Below are 23,759 nucleotides of genomic sequence, written 5' to 3' on the forward strand. Positions count from 1 at the left end.
CTGCGCATCGGACGGACTCGCGGAGGATCAACGTCTACTGACCGTAGGCCTTCTCGGTCCAGCCGAGCGAACCGATCGGACCGCCACTGATGTCCGTGCCGACTCCGTCGGTCTTGTTGGCGTCGAAGTGCACGGAAACCGAACCGTCGGCCTTGATCCCGAGCAGCGGCCGACCATTGGGGTGCTCCGCACAGTAGCCCGTGCTGAGACTGGTGAAGGGCGCCCAACCAACCGACCGCAGCACCTTCGAGCTGATTGTCGTCGGGGTGGCCCGGTTGACGCGCCACTCCTTCAGCTCTCCGTTGTTCTTGGTGCCGATCAGGACGTCCACCGCGGCGTTGCCGGTGCCGCCGCTGCGCTCGTAGACAAGAGTGTTGATGGTGTGCCAGCCGGTGCTGGCGAGCTTCACCGGAGCCGAAAGCGTGAACTCACCGTCCACGTAGGTCTCGGTGTAGCGGTAGAGCGCCTTGCCCGCCATCCGGTAGAGATACGGCGACGCCGTCGCCAGGATGCGGGTGTCGGCGAACCCGCTCTTGAAGCGGGTGGCGCTCTTCGCCGTGACTCGCCACTCACCGTCGATCAGCTCACCCTGGCGTCGGACCAGGTAGAGCCAGCCGTCGGTCGGGTGAACGGCGTATTCGGTGCTGCGGAAGGTGGTGTCGTCACCGGAGCCGCCAAGCTGCTGGTGGGCCAACGGCACCCAGCCGAGAACGTCGTCGGTGTAGGCCTCGGTGCTGGTCTCGCCGCCTGAGTAGCCATAGCTCAGACGCTGCCCGTCGGAGCGGTACGCCGCGGTGAAGGCACTGCAGTCCGCCGGGACGTCACTGAGCGCCGCGTCAGCCGGCCGGGCTGACCCGACGACTCCGGCGACAGCGAGGCCGGTCGCGAGAACGGTCAACGCCGTCGCGGCAGCCGCGATGGATTTAGGCATGGGGGACAGATCCTCCAGATCATGCGCCGCAGGCGGGCACTCGGATAGGAATCCGGACCGCCGAACCATACGGCGGTACCCGCACAATCCCCGCACATCTGGCGTATAGGGCACCGACACCGGCCCGTGGTTTGCCGAGTGGTCCGCCGCCACCGGCCGCCATGACGAGTTGGATTTCAGCCCGGAGCCATTGCTGGCGCTTGAGCAGATCGTCCGAGACCGGATGCCCACCAGGGACCTGTCCGACGAGATCGGCATACTCCTCTACGGACAGAGGCGTTCGATCAGCAGCAGGATCGGTTCACGACCCGCGGACCGCCTCGATGATCGTCTCGGCGATCTCGCCCGGCTGGGCCACCGCCATCGCGTGCGAGCCGCCGACGATCTCCCGCTGGCCCCGTGGCTCGGCTCGCTCGGCCATGAACCGGTGCGCGGCGACCGGGATGTTCCGGTCGGCGTCCCCGAACACGAACCAGCTGGGCAGCGATCGCCAGGCGGCGGCTCCGGAAAGCCCGTCGCCCAGGGCCTGTTCGGTGATCGGCCGCTGGGTCCGGGCCATGAGCGCGGCAAGATCGGGCGGCACGTCGGCGGCGAACTGCGCGTGGTAGGCGTCCTGGCCGATCGACACCTCGTTACCGCCGGTCGACACCGGGTACTGCACCAGCGTGTCGGCGAGCGTGCTACCCGGGAACTTTCCGGACAGCGACAGCGCCGACTCACCGGTTTCCGGAGCGAAGGCGTTGACGTACACGAGGGCACGCACCGACGTCTCGTCAGCGGCAGCCTGCGTGATCACCATCCCGCCGTACGAGTGGCCGACGAGAATGACCGGCCCGCCGATCCCCCGCATCACGTCTCGCACGTACGCGGCGTCGCCCGCGACGCTCCGCAGCGGATTGGCGACCGCCACCACGTCGTAGGCGGCGCCGAGCCGCTCGATCACGCCGTTCCAACTCGCCGACTCGGCGAACGCGCCGTGCACGAGGACGATGGTGGGCTGAGAATCGGCCATGACGCTGTGCTCCCTCACTCCGTGACGTTGTCCACCGCCGGCCTCGACGGTGGGCCTGAATACCCGCCAGGCAACGGTGAAACCGGCCGGCAGGCCCAGCAGCGCGACCGGATGTCCGACGAGACCGGGTCCCCGCGCCCCTGGTTCAGCGTCCCGTACACCGCCGGCTACGCCTTCGCCTGGCTCATGGAGTAGTTGCACCCCGTCCTGCCCGGCGCCGAACCCTTCTTGACCCGCGCTCTGGTGCACGTCTCCGAAGACTGGGACTGCCCATCCGAGCACGCCGCTCGCTCGCACGACTCGCACCCCTCGCATAACCAACACCACCCACGCAACCAACAGATCGGGCGGGCCCGGCAGCACGCCGAGTCCGCCCCGATCACGCGCAACGCGCACCGCGCGTACCGTCACCGGGCGCGACACGTCGTGGCCGAGCCGACTCCGAACCGCGCGAATCGCCGAGTGCTCGGCGGTCGGCACGACGAATGGATGACGGTTGCTGCCCGGCACCGTGACGTTCCGACCTCGGTGGCGGTCCGGGGTTTGCCGGCGGGAGGTTCGGGTAGCGGGCTGATCCTCACCAACGAGCACGTCGTGGGCGAGCAGGAGAACGTGGAGGTCGCCCTCGCCGACGGCACCCGCGTGTCGGCCCGGGTGGTCGCCGCCGACGCCGTCACCGACCTCGCCGTACTCCGCGCCGAGCGCGCCGACCTACCGCCCGCGCCGTTCCGCACCGAGCTTCCCGCCCCGGGGGAGCCCGTCCTCGCTCTCGGCAGCCCGCTGGGCTTCCTCAACAGCGTCACCGCCGGCATCGTCTCCGGCGTCGGTCGGGAGATCCCCGGTTCGGCGGGGCAGGGCAACGCTCTGGTGGACCTGATCCAGACCGATGCGGCGATCTCGCCCGGCAACTCAGGCGGCGCGCTCGTCGATCACTCGGGCCGTGTGATCGGCATCAACGACGCCTACCTGCCGCCGCAGACCGGCGCGGTGTCCATCGGCTTCGCGATCCCCGCCGCCACCGCCCTGGACATCGCCGACGACCTCCTCGACGACGGGCGGGTCACCCAGCCGTACCTCGGGGTGGCGGTGGCGCGCCTGACCCCGCAGATCGCCCAGTCGCTGAATGCCGGCACCGACCGGGGGGTCCTGGTTCGCGATGTCGACGGCAACGGTCCGTCGGCCGCGGCCGGCCTGCGCCCGGGGGACATCGTCACGCAGGTGGCCGATGAGCGCACCGACACGCTGGAGGCGTTCATCGGCGCGTTGCGGTCGGTCGAGCCCGGCCAGCCCCTGTCGGTGACCTACCTGCGCGACGGCGACACCCGGCAGATCCGGGTCGTACCGACCGCCGCCACCCGCTGACCGAGCACGCCCTGAGCGCTATGGCACAACCCCAGCGAGGCTACAGACCGGATGCGATGACGCAAGGCCGAGTGACAAACCCGGTCACCCGTTGCGAGACCGCCTTCACAAATTGCACACTGAGGCTGCATTAAGTCCTGGAAGTTGCGTGCTTGGCAACTTCGAGGCGAGCCACAGGGAGGGGTCCACGATGGGGGCACCGAAGGCAGGAGCCACCGGCAAACCCATGTCTGTGCCGGCCTGGAAGGCGTTGCCCGGCTTCCTCCGCGACGCACATCAGTCCCTGGTGGATGCCGGCGAGGCCGCCGGCGGCGAGGTCGTACGTCTCGGGCTCGGAGTTTCCAGTCCGTACCTGGTGACCCATCCCGATCACGTTCGGCAGGTGTTGCAGGACCGGGCTGCCAACTACCCCCGAGGCGATGACACCGCACTCTGGCGCTCGGTCCGCAAACTGGTCGGCGACGGAATCCTCGCCGAGGGCGACACCTGGCTGGCGTCACGTAGGACACTGGCCCCGCTCTTCCGGCGAGGCCGCCTCGACGCGCTTGTCGACACAATGGCACAGGCCATCGACGAGGCGACCGATCGGCTGGATACGGCGGCGGCGGCGGGGACCGTCGTCGACATCGGCACAGAACTGTCCCGCCTCGTCTGCGCCGCCATCATGCGGGTGTTCTTCGACTCCCGGGTCTCGGTTGACGACGCGCTGCGCATCATGGCGGCCCAGGAGGACATCGTCACCTCCATGGCACCGCGTCTGCTCGCTCCCTTCGCACCGTGGTGGGTCCCGATGCCGGGAGACCGCCGCTTCCGCCGCTCCGTGCAGACCATCGACGACATCCTGCTGCCGGTCCTCCGTGCTGCGGTGCGTCAGCCCGGCGACGGCGACGACGTGTTGTCGACTCTGGCTCGGGCCAAACGTGACGGCCAGCCGCTGTCCGAGCGGCAGATGCGCGACGACCTGGTGTCGATGGTGGCTGTCACCACGGAGACGAGCTACGTGGTGTTGACGTGGCTCTGGCCGGTCCTCGCCAACCACACCGACGTCGCGGATCGGCTCCGGGCGGAGGTCGATCAGGTTGTCGGTGCCGGGCCGGTGCGGGCAGAGCACCTGCCTCAGCTCACCTACACCCAGATGGTGCTCAACGAACTCCTTCGCTTGTACCCTGCGGGTTGGATCGTCCCCCGGCGCGCGTTGGCCGCCGACGTGCTCGGTGGGGTGCGGATAGACCCGGGCGCCACCATCATCCTGTCTCCGTACGCCACCCAGCGGATGAGGACTTACTGGGGTTCCACCGCTGAATCCTTCGACCCGGATCGCTTCGCACCCGGCCGCGCCGAGGCGGACCCGCGTCGCCACCAGGCCTACTACCCTTTCGGGCTCGGCATGCACAGATGCCTCGGGGAACATCTGTTCAACGTGGAGGCTCTGTTGATCGTGGCGACCTTGATCAGTAAGTTCCGCTTCACACTCACTGATCCCACAGTGCCCGCACCGCGAGTCGCCGCGTCGCTGCGCCCCCGGCGGCGAGTCGAGCTGATCCCGTCGCGTCGCGAGCACTCCGTCGCCAGCAGGAGCCACTGATGCCGCCAGACACCCTTGCCGCCACGCTTGAACAGAGCGCCGAGCAGGGACGAGTCTGCTCCGTGGCCGCGCGAGGGCAACGCGACCTACAGGACCGGGTCGCCACCTATCCCGCTCTCTTTCCCGACCCGCCCGTCGATGCCGCCATGCTGAGCGCTCTGGCGTTGTCCACCGCATTCATCGCCCCGTGGTGCACCGCCGCCGAACTTCGTACCGCGAACCGCACATCGCTGTGGGTGACGGCAGAGGATTGGCGGATCGACTCGGAGATCAGCTCCCTGGAGGAAGCCAGCGCCACCGTGACCGCCTGTATCGCGGTGGCAGCGGGCTCCGCGCCAGTCGACGGTGACCAACTCACCCAGTTCCTGGCCGATATCCGCGACGATCTCGCAGCTACGCCGCTGTTCCCACGCCTGGGTCACCTGTGGCGGGACGAGTTGCGCCGCATGCTCGACGCTGAGCTGCGGGAGTGGCAGTGGAGGACGGACCGGAACACGAAGCTGGCCGACCTTCCGTCTGCCGGTGACTATCTGGCCAACGCCGCCGGCTACGGCGCCACCTGGGTCAACCTCTCCCACTGGATCGCCACGGAGGCGGTGGACACCGAGGAGCACCTGGCCGCGCTGGTTACCGCGAGCCACGAGGTGGAGAAGGTTGTGCGGCTGGTCAACGACCTGGCCAGCTACCACCGGGACGTAAAGGCCGGCGATCTGAACATCCTGATGTTGGGCGTCGACGAACACGAGGTGCGCCAGCAGGCTGGCGACCTGGCCGACCGCTGCCAGAAGCTGCTCGACCCGCTGGCCGAGGTAAGCCCGCAGCAGGTGACATACCTACGGCGCGTGCTCGGATTCACGGCCGGCTTCTACCACGGGACCGACTTCTGGGCGTCCCGGTGACAACCGTCGACGGACGGAGACCGACCGGCAAGACCGCAGGCGTACGCGAGCAGGTCCGCGACCTCGTCGCGGAGATGATGCGCGATCCGGCTGGCCGTACGTCGCCCTCACCGTACGAGACCGCCCGGCTGGTGAGCCTCGCCCCCTGGCTGATCGGACACCGCGACCGGGTGCGTTACCTGCTCGACGCCCAGCGGCCGGACGGCGGCTGGGGTCCTCCTGGGGGCTACGGTCTCGTGCCCACCCTGAGCGCGACAGAGGCACTGCTGACGGTCCTACGGTCCGATCCGCCGGCGGATCAGGCGCGGCTCGTGCACGCCGTCGATCGTGCTCTGCGCGCCCTGACCGGGCTCGTGAGCGACACCGGTGCGCTACCCGACACCCCGGCTCTCGACATGATCGTCCCCGCGCTCACGGACCGCATCAATGACCACCTTCACCGCCCGACCGGGTCGCCGCCGGCCGGTTCGGAGCGGTGGCGACACTCCACTTCATTGGGCCTGCCACGTGGCGTGACCCGGAGGCGACTCACCGCCGTACGTCACCTGGTGTCCACCGGCGCACCAATCCCCGACAAGCTGCTGCACGCGCTGGAGGTCGTGGCCGACCTCGCCCCCGCAGCCGGCGGCGTCACACCGAACGCCTCCGGCACGGTGGGTGCCTCGCCGGCAGCCACCGCCGCGTGGCTCGGCGGGCCCGACCGTCCCGGCGGCCACGATGCGTTGGCATACCTGGAAGGCACCGTCGGTCGCTACGGCGGCCCCGTGCCGTGCGCAGCCCCGATCACCGTCTTCGAACGGGCCTGGGTGACCACCATCCTGGCTCGCGCCGGCATCGATCTGACCGGCCCCCCGGGGCTGGTGGAGAGTCTGACCGCCGACCTGGGCGCGACTGGCACGCCGACCGGCCCTGGGCTACCGACCGACGCTGACACCACGGCAGTGACCCTGACCGCGCTCGGTCACCTCGGCGTCTCGGCGTCAACCGACTGTCTGTGGTCATACGAGACACCCGAGGGATTCGCCACGTGGCCCGGTGAGGATGGCTTCAGCACCACGACCAACGCCCACGTGCTCGATGCTTTCGGCCAGCGACTGGCGGACCAGCCCGGCGCACAGCCGCGCCATCGCGCTGCTGTCCGACGGCTGGTGACGGCCCTGCTGGATCGTCAGGAACTCCAGGGGAGCTGGGCCGACAGGTGGCATGCGTCCCACTACTACGCGACTGCCTGCTGTGTGCAGGCCCTGGCAGAGTTCGGTGACCCGGCGACGGTGGCAAGACCGCTGAACCGCGCGGTCGAGTGGGCACTTGCCGCCCAACGGACCGACGGGGCCTGGGGCACCTGGTCAGCCACCGCGGAGGAGACGGCCTACGCACTGCACATCCTGGTGGCCGGCGGTACCCGGACACCCAAGGTAATTGACGCGGTCCGGCGCGGGTACGCCTACCTGTGTCGACACGACGGCACGACCGGGCCGGCGCTGTGGCATGACAAGGATCTGTATCAGCCCACCCTGATCGTCCGCGCCACAGTTCTGGCAGCCCAGCACAGTGCCGGGAGTCTGCTTACCTTCCGGTCCGAATGCGCGTAGCTGCCCGGTGGTCATGACCGACAGCATTCGACTCGGAACAAACACAGTCCCTTGTGGACGTGACACTTAGTGACGGTCTTGAGTCAATAGTCAGACAACTGCTAGCGTGCGTCGGTCTGCCTACACCGGCGGCTTGGTCGGCATGCCTCTGCCGACAAGTTCCTCTGCACGGCATCGGACGGTTCAATGCGGTCTCGCAGCGCCAATCTGCGCACCAAGGTCATCGCGCTCCTCGCCTCACTCGTCGCCCTCTGGGCATTCGCCGCCTGGGTTACCCTCCGAGACGGTGTGGACCTCCTTGGCGTTCAAGCGATCGACAGCCAGATCGTCTCTCCGAGTGAGCCGCTGCTGCTGGACCTCCAGGTCGAACGACGCCTGGCCGTGGTCTACCTCGCTGATCCCAGTGCCGACCGGAAGGACGCCCTCGACGACGCCCGGCTGGCTGTCGACAAGAACGCCACCGCCTTCAAGTCCACCGCGCGTAGCTGGCTAGCCCGTGTGGCCTCCAGTAGCGAGGCCGAACAACGCGTGAGTGAGGCGATCGCCGAGCTCGATCGACTGCCGGAAGTCCGTGAGTCCATCGACGATCGGTCGGTCGACCGGGCAAGCACCATCGGCACCTACAGCGACCTCGTCGAGTCGATGTTCGCCGTCTACGATGTCGTCGGCACGCTCGATGATCCGGAGATTCAGCAGGACACCCGGAATCTGATCGAGCTGTACCGGCTCCGCGAACTCATCTCGCAGGAGGACGCCCTGCTCACCGGCGCTCTCGCCGCCGAACGGATCACCGCCGGTGAACAGTTCCGGTTCACCGAGTTGGTCATCGCGCAACGCTTCGTCGCGGATCGCACCCAGCTGAACGATTCCGACCAGGCCGCTTTCAACCAGGTCCTCAACGGGGATGCGTTCCGGAGCCTGCGCCAGCTTGAGGACCGGGTGATCAGCACTCGGGGATCCGCCCGTCCGGATGTCACCGCCGAGGAATGGAACGAGGTCGCACCCGCGGCGTTGACCCATCTGCAGGAGATGGTCCTCGGCAGCGGTGACAGTCTGGTGCAACGCGCCGTGCCTGTCGTGGTCGGGGTGATCCTTCGGCTGGTCCTGGCCGCTGGCCTCGGTCTGCTGGCGGTCATCGCGTCGATCGTCGTCTCCATCACCACCGCGCGTGCTCTCGTGGCTCAGCTACAGCGACTCCGTGATGCGGCCCACAAGCTCGCCGACGAACGGCTCCCCGCAGTGGTGGAGCGCCTACAGCGCGGTGAGAAGGTGGACGTCGCCGCCGAGGCACCGCCGCTCGACTTCGGCGCCGACGAGATCGGGCAGGTCGGCCAGGCTTTCAACGCGGTCCAGGAGACGGCTGTCCGTACGGCCGTCGAGCAGGCAGAGCTACGCCGCAACGTACGCGACGTATTCCTGAACCTGGCTCGGCGTACCCAGGCCCTCGTCCACCGGCAGGTGACCCTCCTGGACGAGATGGAGCGCCGGCAGGAGGATGCCGACGAGCTCGAAGACCTCTTCCGCGTCGACCACCTCGCCACCCGGATGCGGCGAAACGCCGAGAACCTCATCGTTCTCTCGGGTGCGACGCCCGGCCGTGGCTGGCGCCGCAACGTGCCCATGGTCGACGTTGCCCGCGCCGCCGTGCAGGAGGTGGAGGACTACACGCGGGTGAAGGTGATGCCATTCGGGTCGGTCGCGCTAGCCGGTCGGGCCGCCGGTGACATCATCCATCTGCTCGCCGAACTCATCGAGAACGCCCTGACCTTCTCGCCGAAGAGCACCCCCGTCGAAGTGCGTGGGCAACTCGTCGCAAACGGCTTCGCCATCGAGATCGAGGACAGAGGTCTCGGCATGGCCGAGGACGATCTCGCCGCCGCCAACGCCGATCTCGCCACCGCCGCCGAGTTCAACCTCGCCGATGCCAAGAAGCTGGGCCTGTTCGTCGTCAGCAGGCTGGCCGCGAAACACCACCTCGCGGTGCGGCTGAAGCCGTCACCGTACGGCGGAACGACGGCAGTCGTGCTCATTCCCAAGGACCTGGTCACCACCGCCGACCCGATCGGCGCGACGTCGTCACCGACAGCGGGCATGTCCAGGGACGCAGTTGCCGCCGGTGACGCCCAGCGCGTCACCACCACGCGGCCGGCCGCACTGGCCGTCGCCGAGCCCGCACCTGTGCACGGCGAAACGATGGAACTGCCGGCAGTGCGCCCACTGCGCGCGGCCGCTGACGCCGCCGCGACCGTCGCCGAAGGACCGGTCAAGAGCGCGCCGAGCGTACGGCAACGGCCCGAGCCTGCTGCCGAACACACCGAGCACACTGAGCACGGCCTGCCGATGAGAGTCCGTCAGGCCAACATCGCGCGACAACTACGCGACTCGTCACCAGGCGAAACACAGCCGCCGGACGACGACGAGGCGGGGCGATCCCCGGATGACATTCGCCGGATGATGGCCTCGTACCAGTCCGGCACACGCCGAGGGCGCGATGACGCCGCACGTCTCGTCGACGCCGACGATGACGAGCCACGCAACGCCGCCGACAACACGTCCGCGGCCGAAACCGACCGGTAAGAAAGAGGAACGGGCAAGTGCAGCAGAATTCCACGGGCGATCTGGCCTGGCTGCTCGACGACCTGGTCGGGCGCGTCAAACAGGCTGAGCATGCCATCGTGCTCTCCGCTGACGGACTGCTCATGGCTTCCTCCGCCCAGCTCAGCCGAGACGACGCGGAACATCTGGCCGCGATGGCATCGGGCATCCAGAGCCTCGCGAAAGGTGCCAGCAAGAGGTTCGGCGGCGGACCCGTGCAACAGACCATCATCGAGATGAAGTCGTCGTTCCTGTTCGTCACCGCGGCCGGAAGCAATGCATGTCTGGCCGTCCTCGCGGCCGAAGACACCGACGTCGGACTTGTCGCGTACGAGATGGCAATGGTCGTTGCGCGAGCCGGCAAGTTTCTCGCCTCCCCGACCCGGCCGAGCCAGCACACCAACAACTAGGGGCCGCCATGACGATGCCCGACGAAGAACCAGTCTGGTTAGATGACGAAGCCGGGCCGGTGGTCAGGCCGTACGCCGTTACGGGTGGACGGGCTAAGCCAGCCAACAGCTTCAACGTGGTCGCTCTGATCCTTTCGACGCGATCGGCCCCACCGTCCGAGGTGGGTATAGCACCAGAACAGGCAAGGATCATTCACCTTTGCCAACGACCGCTCGCACTCGCAGAAGTGGCCGCACATCTGAGCCTGCCCCTCGGCACCGTCCGAGTCCTGCTCGACGGACTGATCGCACAGGGATTCGTCCAGGTCAACGATCCTCGCCAAGCCGCCACCCTTCCCGACGACAGCGTATTCGAGGCGCTCATCAATGGACTACGTCAACTCTGAGCGGACGGGGCAGGCGACCCTTCCCACCGCCATCAAAATCCTCATCGCTGGTGGCTTCGGCGTAGGCAAGACCACCCTCGTGGGATCCGTCAGCGAAACCAAGCCCCTACGCACCGAGGAGGTTCTCTCCGAGCAGGGCGTGGGTGTCGATGACATCTCCGGCGTCGAGACGAAATCGACAACTACTGTGGCGATGGACTTCGGCCGGATCACCATCAGCGAGGAACTCGTTCTCTACCTGTTCGGTACTCCCGGTCAGGACCGCTTCTGGTTCGTCTGGGACGAACTCACGATCGGTGCCCTGGGTGCCGTGGTCCTTGCCGACACCCGGCGACTCGCGGACTGTTTTCCGTCCGTCGACTACTTCGAGCGAACCGGGCTGCCGTTCATCGTGGCCGTCAACTGCTTCGAGAATGCCCGCCGGTACAGCCTCGACGAGGTGCGACTGGCCTTGGACCTCGACCCGGGCGTGCCCGTCATGTTGTGCGACGCGCGAGAGCGGCAGTCGTCCAAAGAGGTCCTCGTAGCGCTGATCGAGCATGTCAAGAAGCAAGGGCTCACCCGCCGACCCGAGCCGGTAGGCAACTGAGCCATTTCATCCTGGGTGAGGTTCGCTGAGCGGGCGCTCAACCCGACCCGCATGGCCATCGGGCAGATGCTCGTCGAGCGGCCCACCGATTCAAACGGCCGCGCCCGGAGCCAGGCCGGGGCGGTTCGGCGATCCGCCGGGACGGGTGCTCACCGGCGAGCCCCGAGAACGGCGTGGGTGATCACGCCGGCGACGGCGATGGTCGCGGCGCAGGCAGCGGCCGAGGTGGTGGCGGCCGGCTGCAGCATCCAGGTCAGGACCTCCTGGTACAGGTGCCCGCTAGCCGGCCCGGACAGGATCACCACGAGCGTCCACCCGACCGGGATAAGCCAGGCCCACTGCGCACCCCAGAGTGCTCCGACGGCGAGAAGCCCACCGAGCCCGGCGGTGTTCCGGATCGTCAGCGCCGCCGTCGCCAGCGGTTCACCCGTCAGCGCCGGCGCAGCGGCGATGAGCGCCGCGGCGGCCATCACCGCCAAGATGTGCGCGGCGCGACGCGGCCGCCACGGGAGGGATGCCGTCCGCTCCAACGCGGGATCGGCGCCGACGAGCCCGGGCCCGAACGCGACGGTGGCGACGAGCGTCGACAACAACGCGACCGCGAGCCGGAGTCGCGGCTCCTCGGCCGTCTGGCCCAGCCACCACAACACCAGTACGCCGGCCGCCGCCGCCCCGGCGGCGGCGGGGACACCCCGGCACCGCAGGTACAAGGTGAGCCATCTCATGGATGGTCACCGACCAGAAGGTCGAGCAGATTCACCTCGGTGCAGGCCAGCGCCGCCCTCCGCAGCGCGGCGACGCGGTCGCGCTGCTCGGCCGCCGGATACGCGCGAAGTGCCTGCCACGTCTGCTGCGCCGCGTCGCGGTCCGGGCCGTCCGGTGGCGCACTGTCGGCTAGCCAGGCGGCCGCGGCCAGCCGCGCAACGCGGTTCGCCCGGGCCGCGTCGGGATTTCCGATGGGGTACGCACACGGCCGGGTACCCGCCCCGTCCAGGAGGCGCCACCGCAGCTCGTCGGGGGTTGCCTTCGCCCCGCCCCATGGCGCGAGTTCGAGTTCCACGAGCAGCAGATCCCTCGGTTGTGGTGTCGGCTGGGTCTCGTACCAGGATTCGGGTGTTTCGTGGACCGAGGTCGGTGCCTGCGGGAGCTTCGCCGACATCGTCGCGAGCGCCTGCCGCGCCGGATCCCGCAGCTCCGCCAGCGCGCTGGCATGGACCCGGGTGACACACACCTCGGGCCCCGGTCCGGCACCGCAGACCAGCGCGGCGGCCGCCGGATCGGGCACCGGCAGCCGCTGCCGGCCGTCGGGGAGCAGCGCCAGGGCCACCACGGCCGCCACCACGGCGGGCAGGGCCGCCGCAAGCCGGGCGGTCCGGGTGGCGCAGAGGAAGCCGGCGAGCGTGCTCACCGCCAGGCCGACCAGCCAGACGGTGTGGGCGACGCTGACTCTGCCCAGCACCGTCACGAAGTCGCCCCAGAACCCGAACGGTGACGGAGTCAGCAGATGAACGATCTTCGGTACGTGCGCGTACCCCCGATCGGTGATGGCGACGAGCGCCACGGTGGCACCGACGACGGCGGTGACGGGTGGGGTCAGGCGGAACGGGGCGAGCGCCCCGACGGTCATCCCCAGCCAGACGCCGGACACCATCCACAGCACCCCGACACCGGCGATCACGATGGACTGTCCCGGCAGGTAGCTCGCGTACGCCGCGACCTGGGCCGCGCCGCCGAGGTACATCAGGAGATAGCCGGCGGCCCCGGCGAGCGCCATCGCGGTGGCCGCCGGTAGCGCCCGCTGCCACCGCGGACGGGCGGTCGCCGCGACCAGTTCCTCGGTGCGGCATCGGCGGTCGCGGCCGGCCTGCCACGCGCCCAGGCCGAGCGCCATGGGCCAGAGGATGAACAGGTACTCGCGCTGCCAGAGCGCCAGCAGCATCCAGCGTCCCCCCCAACCGTCCAGGGCGACATAGAGCAGGACGGTGCCGACCAGCGCGGTGCCCAGGGCCGTCCAGGGCGCCACCGACCGAAGGATCTCGATTCGCAGGATCCGGCCGGTCATTCGGCACGCTCCTCCGCCGCGCGGTGCCGGCGCAACAGCTCGGTGTACCCGCGTTCGGCCGAACTGTCACCCACCCCCTCGCGGCCCAGCTCCACCAGATCCGCCGGACCACCGTGGAACACCAGCCGACCGGCGTCCATCAGCACCACGTTCGTACAGGCGGCGACCACGTCCTCCACCAGGTGGGTGGAGACGACGACACAGGTGTGCTCGCCCAGTTCGCGCAGCAGCGACCGTAAGGCCATCCGCTGCTCAGGATCGAGACCTACCGTGGGCTCGTCCAGCAGCAGGATCTCCGGATCATTGACGATCGCCTGCGCGACGCCGGCTCGCCGTATCATCCCACCGGACAGCGTCTTCATGCGTGAGCCGCCACGCTCGGCCAGGCCCACGCGTTCCAACGCACGCTGGACCGCGTCCGGGATGTCGTGCGCCGGCACCTCCTTCAGCCAGGCGAGATACTCGACGAACTCCCGCACCGTGAACCGGCCGTAGAACCCGAATTCCTGCGGAAGGTAGCCAATCGACCGGCGCAACGTCCGCAGGTCGGGTCGTGCGTGCACGGGGTGACCGAGTAGTTCGAGCACGCCGCCGTTCGGGCGCGACACGGTCGCGAGCGCCCGCATCAGCGTCGTCTTGCCGGCACCGTTTGGCCCGAGCAGCCCGTGCACGCCGTTGCCCATCGACAGGTCGAGGCCATCGACGGCAAGGCGTCTGCCCGCTCGTACCCGAAGCTCCACCGCCCGGATCGCCCACGCATATGTAGTCGGCGCCAGGAGGGCGGCACTGATCCCTCTCCTCATTCCGTACCTTCTTCTCATCGGAGCTCCGCGTAACGACTGCGACGAGGCAGGAGGACGAGAGCCACCACCACGGTCAGCGCCGCCCAGCCCGGCAGGGCGGCCTCGGTCAGCAGTACCGGCAGCCGGGCGGTGACGATGCTCGGTCCGACGGCCACCGTGGCCCAGAGCAACGCCAGGCCCCACGCCGCCCTCGGCAGGCCGACGACCTTGCCGAGCGCCAGCGCACACGCGGTGAACGCCAGGCAGGGCATCAACCAACGCGCCGGGGATGCGCCGACCAGCCAACCGGCCACCGCCAGCACCGGGATCACCACCACGAGCACGACCAGGGTTCGTCGCAGCACCATCCCGAGACCGGCCCGGGCGGTCGCGACGACCAGTTCGTGGGCCGGATCGAGCCGCCGGGTCCAGGCGGTGGCGACCCCGAGTAGCGGCGCGACCGGAGCCAGGAGCACCACCAGCGACGGCGGTGCCGCAGCCCGGCCGGCGACCGCCAGGTCGAACCCGAGCGCGACCAGCACCACCAGCACCGTCGTCACGAGCCAGGGAACGAACACCGGCGTCACCCACCGGGCGGACCGCGCAGGCATCCACCGGCGTCGGACTGTCGCCGGCTCGGCGGCGGACATCGCCGCGTCCACCTTCACCCAGACGGCGGCCAACAGCGCCATCGTGTCACCGTCGCTGGCGTCGGCCAGCCGACTCCGGCAGTCGGCACATTGCTCCAGGTGCGTCTCTACCGCCCACAGGACGTCCGGTGCCATGCCCGGATCACCGGCGGCGTAGCGACCCAATGCCCCGACCGGGATGTGTGCGTTCACGACAACGCCTCCCGCAGTGCCAGTCGCGCACGGCGGGCGCGAGTCTTCACCGTTCCCTCGGGAAGACCGAGCATGAGCGCGGTTTCCCGGACCGAAAGTCCGTCCAACACCAGGGCGTGCAGCACCTGGCGCAGCTCCGGTGCCAGCCGGCGCAGCGCATCACCCATGTCGTCGCCGATCGCGCCGGCCAGCACCACATCCTCCGCCGCAGGCGAGTCCTCCAGCGCCATCGGCAGCGGCACCGCCTGGGAATCCCTCGCGCGTCGCCGAAATCCGTCGACGAGCCGCCGCGCGGCGATCGACCACAGCCAGCCGACCGCGCTACCGGCGCTCGTGCCCGCGTAGGAGTCGGCGGCCCGCCACACCGCGAGATATGTCTCCTGGAGGACCTCAGCGATCAGGTCGTCGTCGGCGCAGCGACGGCGGAGACGGACGAGCAACCACGGAGACGTCCGGCGGTAAAGTTCGTCGAACGCCGCGCCATCGCCACGCGCGATCCGCCGCAGCAACTCCCCTTCGTCTTCCCTCACGTCCATACAGACGCCAACCGTCAAGATCAGGTTCTCGTCACGGGCACCCTGCGTAGCCCCGGCCGGATAGGGTAATTCCTTCGCCCGCTGTCCCCTCGAACGCCGCCCGGGCGAGCACGAGGTCACTCCGTTCTGGGGCTGGTTCGGACTGTGCAGAATTCCAACGCTCGACTCGTGCTGGCCGCTCCAGAAGGCGGGCGATCTGGGCCTGACCAGCGTCTCCGCAGGCCAGACCCTCTTGATCTTGCACGCCCATGGCGCACGGCGGGTTCGGCGAGCGGCCTGGAGAAACGGATCAACAGCAACGCTGACACCGCGCTCCAGGCCGACTCAACTAGGCCCGGGTGGGCGTGGGCTCGCGCCGGCCGGGTCCGCCGCTTCGCAGGCACCCCCCACCTCGGCGGACATCGGTATTTCGACTACTACGGATTTGCGGTGGTCAGGGGAGGACCTCGAAGGTCCAGGTTTTGGCACCCGAACTGATGGTGACACCGTTGGAGGCGAGTTTGCCGGTGACTTCGAAGGTGACGGTGTAGATGCCGGCGGCGTCGAAGCCCCAGTTGACGTGGGCGTGGGTGTTGCGGTTGACGTTGAGGCTGTCGGGTAGGCCGTTGCCGCTGTCGAACAACACGGTCGGGGTGCCGCCGGAGACGGTGTAAACGCTGAAGCCGGCCGGGCCGGTGACGTTTGTGAGTTTGAAGGTGACGCGGTTGTTCTGAAGGACGCCGCTGGGCACCTCGGTGGTGTTCCAGCCGGCCCAGAGCAGACCGGTGGTGTTGCTCTGCGGCAATACCCACGCCTGACCGCCCGTGCCGAGGAACGACCAGGAGCTACCGCCGGGCACGGTGAGCTTGGCGGTGTTGGGGACGCGCAGGACGACGTCGGCGGGGTTGCGCTCGACCGACGGGCTGACGGTGTCGTCGAGCAGGTTGACGGTCAGCGCGCCGCCGGCGTAGTCGACGTCGATGACGTCGACGTGGCCGCTGGACAGCACGATCGGCGCCGCGACAGCGGGGATGGCGCCGCCAGCGAGCAGGGCGGCGGTCAGGGTAAGGCCGGCGAGGAGACGGTTGCGGGTACGCATGGCGATCACGCCCTGACCACGACGCGGAGGGTGGCCGGCTCGCTGGTGACCTGCTGCCCGGTGGCAGCGAGAATGCCCGTGGCGCGGAAGGTGAGGCAGTAGGTGCCGGCGCGGTCGAAGGCCCAGTTGGCGTGCAGGTGGTCGCCGGCGGTCAGGCCGATGGTGTCGGGCAGGCCATCGCCGCTGTCGGCAAGGACGGTCGGCTGCCCGACGGCGTTCTCGGTGTAGATGGCGAGTTGGCCGGGACCGCTGACCGACTGCAGTTTGAGGGTGAGCGCATCGCCGGTGAATACGCCTGCCTCGACCTCCTCGGCGGCGATGCCGGGCCAGACGAGGTTTGTGTTCTGGATCTCGGGCAGGATCCACACCTTCGACACGCCAGGGGTGCCGAGGAAGCCGAAGGCGGGATCGTGCGGGACGGTGACCTTGGCCTGCCGCTTGACGACGATCTTGACGTCGTCGGTGGCGTACTCGACGTCGTTGTCCTCGTCGTGGACGCCGAACTCCAGTTCGTCGGCCTCGTAGGCGATGTCGACCAGGTCGAGGTGTCCGGAGCTGAACGTCACCACGGATGCCTGCGCCGGCGGCGCTACCGCGAGCAGCGCCGCGGTCGCCGCGCCGGAGGCGAGCAGCAGGCGGATGGGCTTGCGCACAGAGAACTCCTTCCCGTGGTCCCCTGTGGACCACAGCTAATGAAAACGGTAGTCGTTACGGACAACATAGGGAAGGGCTAAGCGGTGGAGTGCGTCACGGAGGCACCAGCGCAGTGCGGGCTTCGGTCACGCCGTCGGCCACGGTCAACCCGACCGACAGCAGGGACGGCGACGCCTTTCGTGATTGGCGCGGCTGATGCGCCGTCCTCACCGTCGGACACGCCCCGACCCGCGCACAGTTCCGCGTTCGTCGGCCGCCGCGACGTCAGCGTCGCTCGCACGGCTGCGACAGGGCTGCCGCATCGCCCCGACAGCACTGCACATATGCCTCGACGCATCTGGACCACTGCAGGCACGGTGGTGCACCTCCGCCCGAAGGATGGGCGTACAGGTGCTGGTGATGGCCCGCCGCCGGGGTCGCCTGCGAGGCGGCGCTCGTGCCGACGTGGCGGCCTCGTAACCGAGGCCGCCACGTCTCCACTGATCCGCCCACCGGAGGTACCACGCCCCTCAGCGGACCATCGAAATGGTGGCTGGCCTGTCCTCGACGTCTGGAGTCGTCTAGCGCACCGCCGGTGACGGGTCCGGTGAGTGCGCTAGGTCGGGCGGCGGCGCGGGTCGGGTGAGGTCAGCCGGTCCCTGCTCATTCGCACGTCGCCACCGTGTGGTCAGCAGGCCGTGGCGTGGGGCGAGCAGCCAGGCGGCGAGGAAGACGGTCGTGGTTGCCAGGACGATGGTGCCGCCGACGGGGGTGTCGTAGCTCCAGGACAGGTACAGCCCGACGAGCGCCGAGGTGCCGCCGATTGTCGGGGCGAGCAGCATCATCACGCCGAGTCGGTCGGTGAGCAGGCGGGCCGCCGCGGCGGGGGTGATCAACAGCGCGAGGACGAGGATGGTGCCGATGGTCTGCAAAGAGATCACCACGGCCAGGGTGACCAGCACGTAGAGCACGATGTCGAGCCAGAAGACCGGCAGCCCCATGGCGCGGGACATCTCCCGGTCCAGACAGACGGAGACGAACTCCTTGTGCAGGGCGAGCACCAGGCCGAGGATGACCAGGCCGGTGCCGCCGACGACGTAGAGGTCCCGGTCCGGGATGCCGGTGATCGAGCCGAACAGGAACTGCTGCAGCGATCCGGCGTATCCGGGGGCCTGCGAGATGATCACGATGCCGAGGGCGAACGCGCCCACCAGGAAGACCCCGATGATCGAGTCTTCCTTGACGCGCCGGTTCTGCGAGAAGATCGCGATCAGCAGGGCGGTGGCGACGCCGGCGACGGCGCCGCCGAGGACCAGGCTGCCCTGCAGGACGAAGGCGACCGCGACGCCGGGGAAGACGGCGTGGGCCACGGCGTCGCCGATGAAGGCCATCCCCCGCAGGACGACGTAGCAGCCGACGACGCCGCAGACGATGCTGGACATCACCGCGATCGCCAGCGCCTTGGGCAGGAACGCGAGGTCGGGGTTGAACAGGTCGGTGAGGAAGTCGGTGATCGACATCAGGTCGCCCTCACGAGTTTCAGCAGCGGGGAGGTCTCGCTCACCCCGAACGTCTTGGTCCACAGCTCGGCGTCCTGCAGTTCCGCCGGACGGCCGTCGGCGATGATCCGGCCGTTGAGCAGGACCAGTCGGGTGCAGGTGTCCACCGCGGCGACGAGGTCGTGGGTGGTCATCAGCACCGCGTGTCCCTCACCGGCCAGGCTGGTGAACAGCTGGCCCAGCAGTTCCTGGGTGGGCATGTCCAGGCCGGTGAACGGCTCGTCGAGCAGCAGGATGCGCGGCGCGAGAGCGAGAGCCCGGGCGACCAGGACGCGTTGTCGTTGCCCACCGGACAACTCGCCGACCGGCCGCCGGCGCAGTTCGGTGAGCTGTACGCGGTCCAGGGCGTCGCCGACGGCCCGCCAGTCTGCGACGCCCGGGCGGCGGAGCAGCCCGAGGCGGCCGGTCCGGCCGCTCATCACGGCCTGCTCCACGGAGATGGGAAAATCCCAGGTGAACTCGTGGCGCTGCGGCACGTAGCCGATCTCGGAGCGGCCGGGACGTGACGGCTTGCCCTCCACCAGCACCCGACCGGCGCGGGTGCCGGTCAACGCCAGGATGGCGCGCAGCAGGGTGGTCTTGCCGGCGCCGTTGGGCCCCAACAGCCCGACCAGCTCACCCCGATCCAGGTGCAGGCGGATGTTCCGCAGGACCGGCCGGCCGCCGAGGTCCACGTCCAGCCGGTCGATCTCCAGTGCTCTCACCGCTGGCCCTCCGATGACGCGGCGGCGCGTTCCTGCTCGGCCCGCCGTTTGGCACCGCGTCCGCGCAGCAGGAGAACGACCAGACCGACAACGAGCGCGACGGCAGTTCCGGCCAGCGCCGTGACCAGGAGCGTCTGGGAACCACCGGCCCCATCGTCGGTTTCGGCCGGGTCCTCGCCGGGCGGCTCCTGACCATCTGGCACCGGGATGTCCGCGGTGGCGGCAAATGCCTCGTCGGCGCTGGTGGCGTCCCCCACCGCGAAGCGCAGCGTGCGGGTTGCCGAGACGCTCTCCCCGTTGACCAGGTCGGCCGACACCTGCACCGCGACGAGGTAGACACCCGGTGCGGAGAAGACCCAGTTGGCATGGGTGTGGGTGTTGACCTCGACCCAGAAGGGCTGGGCCGTCGACTCGGCCGACCGCCACAGCGGCTGCGGCGGCGCGAAGTTGCCCGACTGCAGGTAGGTCGTGAGGGTTCCTGGACCGCGCACGCCGAGCAGGGTCAGGGTGACACCCCGGTCGATGGTCTGCATCACCCGGGGATCCTGGGTGTTCCAGCCGAGCCAGACGACATCCTGGTCCTGGACCTGCGGCACCACGTACGCCTGCTGGCCGGCCGCAATGCCGAGGAAGGCGTACGCGGGGTCGTCCGGCACCGTCTGCAGCGCGGCGTCGGACACCCGCAACAGCGTGTCGTCGGGGTCACGCCACACCGGTTGCGCCTGGGTGCCGTCGTGGATCAGCAGGGTCCACCTGTCATCGACGTAGCGAGGACCGATGTCGATGTGTCCGGCGGACAGCTCCACCCGGCCGGTGGCGAGGGGCTGGTCGGCCGCGATCGACTGGCTGAGGTTCGGCGTCGGCTCGGCCGCCCGCGCCGGGGCTGGTGCCAGGGCCTGAGCCGTCGCCAACCCGATCGACGTCGCGAGCGCGCCGCGCAGGATGACTGTGGTAGCGCGGGTGCGGCGCGCCCGTCCTGCCAACACTGGTTCCTCCATCACTTGTTCGTGGTCAGGCAGTCGCGCAGCGATTCGGCGTTGAACCGCATCATCTCCGCGTAGGTGGTGACGTCGCGGTCGAACGCGTCGCCGTAGATCGGGCACACCCGCAGGTCCTCTTCCCGGGCCACCTCGGTCAGCGTGGCGGACCGGGCCGCCAGGTTCGGCTCCATAAAGACGGCGGGGATCTTCAGGTTGCGGATCGTCTCGGTGAGCCGGCGACGGTCGGCCAGGCTCGGCTCGGCGGCCGGGTTGGGCGTGACGAAGCCGGAGATCTGCACCCCGTACGCCTTGCCCAGATAGCCGAACGCGTCGTGCGTGGTGACCAGGTGCCGCCGCGACGGTGGGATCTGCGCGATGGTGTCCCGGACGTACGTGTCGAGCTCCTCCAGCTCCCGCAGGTAAGCCGAGGCGTTCGCCCGGTAGTCGGCGGCACCGTCAGGGTCCACGCCGATCAGGGTGTCCCGGATCAGCTGCACGTAGGCGATGGCGTTGCGGACGTTCTGCCACAGGTGCGGGTCGATCTCCCCGTGCACGTGCTTGCCGAGAACCGCCTGCGGCAGCTGGTAGACCTGGGTGCCGGGTCGACCGAGGAACCGGAACCGCCGGTCGCCGGGCACCTCCAGCAGCGCCTTGTTCGGCACCTCGATGACGGTGCGCGCCGGGTCGTGCACCCGTTGGGTCGCCTCGCCGCCGCCCTCCGGGTCGGCGAGCAGGTAGAGCCGCCGCTGGTCGAGGTCGACCGTGACGTCGGCGTGCCCGCCGCTCAGTACCTCCGACATGCCCGGCACCGAGTGCGGATCCACGCCGACGGCGAAGGTGAAGCTCTGCTCGCCCATGGGGACGGGTGCCGACTGCGGGTCGGCGGCCAGCCGCGCCTGCATCGTCAGCCGGTAGACACCCGGTTCGGTGAACGCCCAGCTCATGTGGGTGTGTGCGTCCGGTGGAAGCGTCGCGGTGTCGTCCCGGTAGCCGTTGGTGGGGTCGAACCCGTCGCCGGAGTCGACGTAGAACGACGGGTTGCCGAACGACTCGGTCAGGTACGCGAGCATCCGACCGGGCCCGTCCGCGCCGGTCGCGCTGAGCAGCACCTCCGAGGACCGGTTCGCGCCCAGTGCCGCGCCGGTGCCGCGCACCCGCATGCCCAGCCAGATGGTGTCCAGCGACACGTCCTCGACCAGCGGAATGATCTCCGCCGCGTACTTCACCGACCCCTCGGCCAGCGAGACGTTCGGTACGCCGTCACGCAGGTTGGCGTCCAGCGCCTTGATGACGGCCTGCTCCTCCAGGAGGAGGTAGTTGCTGAACGCCACGTCGGCGTAGACGACGTCGCGGATGTCCCGCAGCGACGGCTCGTAGCTGTGCGGATCGGCACCGTCCGGCACCATCGAGGTGACCCGCACCCGGTCGCCGCCCACGTTGTGGGCCAGGTCCCGCAGGATCCCGGTGGTCGTCAGAACCTGGACCCGCTGGTCGTGCGAGCTCAACGCCACCTCCGACCGGCAGCCGCCGGCGAGCAACGCGGCCACCAGCGGCAGCACGACCAGCCGCCGCGCGCCGACGCGGCGGCTGCCGGTCCTCGCCACCGCCGTCACCCGGCCGGGGTGGCGGAGCGGCGACGGACCAGCAGCAACAGCAGGGTTCCCACCGCGACGAGGACGACGCCGAGCGCCCCGGCCGTCAGCACCCAGCCGGCGCCGGTACGCGGCAGCGGGCCACCGCCGCCCTGATCCGCACCGTCGTCGCCGTTGCCACCGCCGGTGGAGCCGGAGCCGGGCCCGAAGCCGGCGTTCGGGTCGGTGCTGTCGCCGACGGCGATCGTGAGCGTCTTCGTGTCGGTGACCGCCTTGCCGGCGGTGGTGGTGCCGCTCATCTGCACCGCGAGGCGGTACAGACCGGGCTTGCCGAATGCCCAGTTGCCGTGCGTGTGGGTGTTGAGCGGGATGTCCAGCTTCTGCGGGAACGGCTTGGTCGAGTCGAACAGCACCTCGGCCTTGCCGAACGAGCCGGTCAGGAACAGAGCGAACCGGCCGGGCCCGTTGACGCCCTTGAGCGTCCAGGTGACGTTGCCCTTGATGCCCGACACGACGGACGCGTGCTGGGTGTTCCAGCCCGGCCAGACGAGACCCGCCTGCTGGGTCTGCGGCAGCACCCACACGGTGTCGCCCGGCCTACCGAGGAAGTCCGCCCCGGCGGGTACCGTGATCTTCGCCTTGTCCTTGGCGTGCAGCACCACGTCGGCGGTCTCCCGCCAGACCGGAGGGCTGGACCGGTCGTCCTTGATCCGGATCGTCCAGCTGTCCCCGGACAGATTCGGGCCCATGTCGACGTGCCCGTCGGCGATCACCTGACGAGCACCGGCAGCGGCTTTCGCCGCCTGCGGCACGGCCGCTGCCTTCGGTGCGGCAGCCGGCTTCGGCGCGGCGGCGGGCTTCGGCGCGGCGAGCGCCTCGGCTGCCTCGGCGCGCGGTTGCGCCGCCTGCTTCATCGGTGCGGGCACCGCTGGCTCGGCCGGCTCGATCGCCGGCACGTGCACCCGGTACGTCGCCTCGGCACGCACCGTCTCACCCGAGCGCAGGGCGGCCGCGCCGGTCAAGGTGAACCGGTACTCCCCCGCCGCGTCGAAGGCCCACACCACACCATCCGTACGCCTGCCCGCCGGTAGCTGCGTCGACCGCGGCAGGTCGGCACCGTTGCCGAACAGCGGGGTCGCCGCGCCGAGGCCGGACAGGGTGTACGCGGTGAACGTCCCCGGCCCCTCGACCGAGCCCAGCGTCAGGGTCACCCGGTCGTCGACGACGACGCCGGAGCGTACCCCGGTGGTGTCCAGGGACGGAAACCCGGTGTCACCGGCGGACAGTGCCCACACGGCGTGGCCCGGCTTCCCGAGGAAGGCGAAGGCCGGTCCGGCCGGCACCCGGCCGGCCAGGCCGCCCTCCGGCCCGAGCACCACCTCGGCCGGGTCGCGCCCGGCCGCGCCGCCGGCCACCTGCGCGGCGTCCCGGAAGCGCAGCGACATCGCGTCGCCGTCGAGCGCGACGGAGACCAGGTCGGCGCCGGCTGAGGTGACGGCGGCCGGTGCGGCGGCGGCTGGGGTGACGGCGGCCGGCGCTACCGCGGGGGTCAGTGCCAGCACGACGGCGGCCAGGCTCGCGGCGCCGACGCGCCTACTTCTCATCCTCATGGAGGGTCGCTCCCCCAGGC

General features: G+C 69.7%; 23 protein-coding genes. 9 read left to right on the top strand and 14 right to left on the bottom strand.

Annotated elements, in window-relative coordinates; genetic code table 11:
* Positions 1-34 precede the first annotated feature (34 nt).
* Together O7601_RS05735 and O7601_RS05740 are read right to left on the bottom strand one after the other, a co-directional pair.
* Positions 35-931 carry a hypothetical protein gene (locus tag O7601_RS05735; protein WP_281565194.1) on the bottom strand — a complete coding sequence of 299 codons (897 nt, stop codon included), beginning with the start codon at positions 929-931 and terminating at the stop codon, positions 35-37.
* Positions 932-1,232: 301 nt separating this feature from the next.
* Complete coding sequence (locus tag O7601_RS05740; RefSeq protein WP_281565195.1) at positions 1,233-1,943, bottom strand: alpha/beta hydrolase; 711 nt, start codon at positions 1,941-1,943, stop codon at positions 1,233-1,235.
* Positions 1,944-1,964: 21 nt separating this feature from the next.
* Between O7601_RS05740 and O7601_RS05745 the strand changes: the two genes are divergently transcribed.
* From O7601_RS05745 to O7601_RS05785, 9 genes are all read left to right on the top strand, one after another.
* Positions 1,965-2,138: a hypothetical protein gene (locus O7601_RS05745; RefSeq protein ID WP_281565196.1), complete on the top strand. Its 174-nt coding sequence runs from the start codon at positions 1,965-1,967 to the stop codon at positions 2,136-2,138.
* Between the two features lie 294 nt (positions 2,139-2,432).
* Positions 2,433-3,305: a trypsin-like peptidase domain-containing protein gene (locus O7601_RS05750; RefSeq protein ID WP_281565197.1), complete on the top strand. Its 873-nt coding sequence runs from the start codon at positions 2,433-2,435 to the stop codon at positions 3,303-3,305.
* A gap of 232 nt (positions 3,306-3,537) precedes the next feature.
* Positions 3,538-4,890, top strand: a complete 1,353-nt coding sequence (locus O7601_RS05755; RefSeq protein WP_281566807.1) for a cytochrome P450 — start codon at positions 3,538-3,540, stop codon at positions 4,888-4,890.
* Positions 4,890-5,789, top strand: coding sequence for a terpene synthase family protein (locus tag O7601_RS05760; RefSeq protein ID WP_281565198.1), 900 nt, complete (start codon positions 4,890-4,892; stop codon positions 5,787-5,789). The genes O7601_RS05755 and O7601_RS05760 overlap by 1 nt, the downstream gene beginning before the upstream one ends.
* Positions 5,786-7,381 carry a prenyltransferase/squalene oxidase repeat-containing protein gene (locus tag O7601_RS05765; protein ID WP_281565199.1) on the top strand — a complete coding sequence of 532 codons (1,596 nt, stop codon included), beginning with the start codon at positions 5,786-5,788 and terminating at the stop codon, positions 7,379-7,381. Before O7601_RS05760 ends, O7601_RS05765 begins: the two co-directional genes overlap by 4 nt.
* Positions 7,382-7,567: 186 nt before the next feature.
* Positions 7,568-9,958 (top strand): nitrate- and nitrite sensing domain-containing protein, encoded by a 2,391-nt coding sequence (locus O7601_RS05770; RefSeq protein ID WP_281565200.1) that lies wholly within the window; start codon positions 7,568-7,570, stop codon positions 9,956-9,958.
* 17 nt (positions 9,959-9,975) lie between these two features.
* Positions 9,976-10,386 carry a roadblock/LC7 domain-containing protein gene (locus O7601_RS05775; protein ID WP_093410703.1) on the top strand — a complete coding sequence of 137 codons (411 nt, stop codon included), beginning with the start codon at positions 9,976-9,978 and terminating at the stop codon, positions 10,384-10,386.
* A gap of 8 nt (positions 10,387-10,394) precedes the next feature.
* Positions 10,395-10,772, top strand: a complete 378-nt coding sequence (locus O7601_RS05780; protein WP_281565201.1) for a DUF742 domain-containing protein — start codon at positions 10,395-10,397, stop codon at positions 10,770-10,772.
* Positions 10,753-11,361: an ATP/GTP-binding protein gene (locus O7601_RS05785; protein WP_281565202.1), complete on the top strand. Its 609-nt coding sequence runs from the start codon at positions 10,753-10,755 to the stop codon at positions 11,359-11,361. Before O7601_RS05780 ends, O7601_RS05785 begins: the two co-directional genes overlap by 20 nt.
* Before the next feature lie 149 nt (positions 11,362-11,510).
* Here O7601_RS05785 and O7601_RS05790 read toward each other — a convergent pair whose 3' ends face one another.
* The 12 genes from O7601_RS05790 to O7601_RS05845 all read right to left on the bottom strand — a co-directional run bounded on the left by O7601_RS05790 (position 11,511) and on the right by O7601_RS05845 (position 23,739).
* Entirely contained in the window at positions 11,511-12,086 is a 576-nt protein-coding gene (locus O7601_RS05790; RefSeq protein WP_281565203.1) for a hypothetical protein, read from the bottom strand.
* Entirely contained in the window at positions 12,083-13,423 is a 1,341-nt protein-coding gene (locus O7601_RS05795; protein WP_281565204.1) for a hypothetical protein, read from the bottom strand. Before O7601_RS05795 ends, O7601_RS05790 begins: the two co-directional genes overlap by 4 nt.
* A complete protein-coding gene (locus O7601_RS05800) occupies positions 13,420-14,226 on the bottom strand; it encodes an ABC transporter ATP-binding protein (RefSeq protein ID WP_281565205.1) in 807 nt (268 codons plus the stop codon). Before O7601_RS05800 ends, O7601_RS05795 begins: the two co-directional genes overlap by 4 nt.
* Before the next feature lie 14 nt (positions 14,227-14,240).
* The gene (locus O7601_RS05805; RefSeq protein ID WP_281565206.1) at positions 14,241-15,047 is read right to left on the bottom strand and encodes a zf-HC2 domain-containing protein; all 807 of its coding nucleotides are present in this window, start codon (positions 15,045-15,047) and stop codon (positions 14,241-14,243) included.
* Positions 15,044-15,577: a sigma-70 family RNA polymerase sigma factor gene (locus tag O7601_RS05810; RefSeq protein ID WP_281565207.1), complete on the bottom strand. Its 534-nt coding sequence runs from the start codon at positions 15,575-15,577 to the stop codon at positions 15,044-15,046. The genes O7601_RS05805 and O7601_RS05810 overlap by 4 nt, the downstream gene beginning before the upstream one ends.
* Before the next feature lie 439 nt (positions 15,578-16,016).
* Entirely contained in the window at positions 16,017-16,670 is a 654-nt protein-coding gene (locus tag O7601_RS05815) for a choice-of-anchor M domain-containing protein (protein ID WP_281565208.1), read from the bottom strand.
* Positions 16,667-17,314: a choice-of-anchor M domain-containing protein gene (locus O7601_RS05820; protein WP_281565209.1), complete on the bottom strand. Its 648-nt coding sequence runs from the start codon at positions 17,312-17,314 to the stop codon at positions 16,667-16,669. The genes O7601_RS05815 and O7601_RS05820 overlap by 4 nt, the downstream gene beginning before the upstream one ends.
* A gap of 561 nt (positions 17,315-17,875) precedes the next feature.
* Positions 17,876-18,814, bottom strand: coding sequence for an anchored repeat-type ABC transporter permease subunit (locus tag O7601_RS05825; RefSeq protein WP_281565210.1), 939 nt, complete (start codon positions 18,812-18,814; stop codon positions 17,876-17,878).
* Complete coding sequence (locus O7601_RS05830; protein ID WP_281565211.1) at positions 18,814-19,557, bottom strand: anchored repeat-type ABC transporter ATP-binding subunit; 744 nt, start codon at positions 19,555-19,557, stop codon at positions 18,814-18,816. The genes O7601_RS05825 and O7601_RS05830 overlap by 1 nt, the downstream gene beginning before the upstream one ends.
* Positions 19,554-20,555: a choice-of-anchor M domain-containing protein gene (locus tag O7601_RS05835; protein ID WP_281565212.1), complete on the bottom strand. Its 1,002-nt coding sequence runs from the start codon at positions 20,553-20,555 to the stop codon at positions 19,554-19,556. Before O7601_RS05835 ends, O7601_RS05830 begins: the two co-directional genes overlap by 4 nt.
* The gene (locus tag O7601_RS05840; protein ID WP_281566808.1) at positions 20,555-22,102 is read right to left on the bottom strand and encodes an anchored repeat ABC transporter, substrate-binding protein; all 1,548 of its coding nucleotides are present in this window, start codon (positions 22,100-22,102) and stop codon (positions 20,555-20,557) included. Before O7601_RS05840 ends, O7601_RS05835 begins: the two co-directional genes overlap by 1 nt.
* 44 nt (positions 22,103-22,146) lie before the next feature.
* Positions 22,147-23,739 (bottom strand): TIGR03773 family transporter-associated surface protein, encoded by a 1,593-nt coding sequence (locus O7601_RS05845; protein WP_281565213.1) that lies wholly within the window; start codon positions 23,737-23,739, stop codon positions 22,147-22,149.
* Positions 23,740-23,759 lie beyond the last annotated feature (20 nt).

Source organism: Verrucosispora sp. WMMD573 (genome assembly GCF_027497175.1).
GTDB lineage: Bacteria > Actinomycetota > Actinomycetes > Mycobacteriales > Micromonosporaceae > Micromonospora.

Excerpts from the sequence above, each read along its gene's own strand:
- O7601_RS05735 (WP_281565194.1), bottom strand. The coding sequence starts at position 931 with ATGCCTAAATCCATCGCGGCTGCCGCGACGGCGTTGACCGTTCTCGCG.
- O7601_RS05740 (WP_281565195.1), bottom strand. The coding sequence starts at position 1,943 with ATGGCCGATTCTCAGCCCACCATCGTCCTCGTGCACGGCGCGTTCGCC.
- O7601_RS05750 (WP_281565197.1), top strand. The coding sequence starts at position 2,433 with ATGACGGTTGCTGCCCGGCACCGTGACGTTCCGACCTCGGTGGCGGTC.
- O7601_RS05760 (WP_281565198.1), top strand. The coding sequence starts at position 4,890 with ATGCCGCCAGACACCCTTGCCGCCACGCTTGAACAGAGCGCCGAGCAG.
- O7601_RS05770 (WP_281565200.1), top strand. The coding sequence starts at position 7,568 with ATGCGGTCTCGCAGCGCCAATCTGCGCACCAAGGTCATCGCGCTCCTC.
- O7601_RS05780 (WP_281565201.1), top strand. The coding sequence starts at position 10,395 with ATGACGATGCCCGACGAAGAACCAGTCTGGTTAGATGACGAAGCCGGG.
- O7601_RS05785 (WP_281565202.1), top strand. The coding sequence starts at position 10,753 with ATGGACTACGTCAACTCTGAGCGGACGGGGCAGGCGACCCTTCCCACC.
- O7601_RS05790 (WP_281565203.1), bottom strand. The coding sequence starts at position 12,086 with ATGAGATGGCTCACCTTGTACCTGCGGTGCCGGGGTGTCCCCGCCGCC.
- O7601_RS05795 (WP_281565204.1), bottom strand. The coding sequence starts at position 13,423 with ATGACCGGCCGGATCCTGCGAATCGAGATCCTTCGGTCGGTGGCGCCC.
- O7601_RS05800 (WP_281565205.1), bottom strand. The coding sequence starts at position 14,226 with ATGAGGAGAGGGATCAGTGCCGCCCTCCTGGCGCCGACTACATATGCG.
- O7601_RS05825 (WP_281565210.1), bottom strand. The coding sequence starts at position 18,814 with ATGTCGATCACCGACTTCCTCACCGACCTGTTCAACCCCGACCTCGCG.
- O7601_RS05835 (WP_281565212.1), bottom strand. The coding sequence starts at position 20,555 with ATGGAGGAACCAGTGTTGGCAGGACGGGCGCGCCGCACCCGCGCTACC.
- O7601_RS05845 (WP_281565213.1), bottom strand. The coding sequence starts at position 23,739 with ATGAGGATGAGAAGTAGGCGCGTCGGCGCCGCGAGCCTGGCCGCCGTC.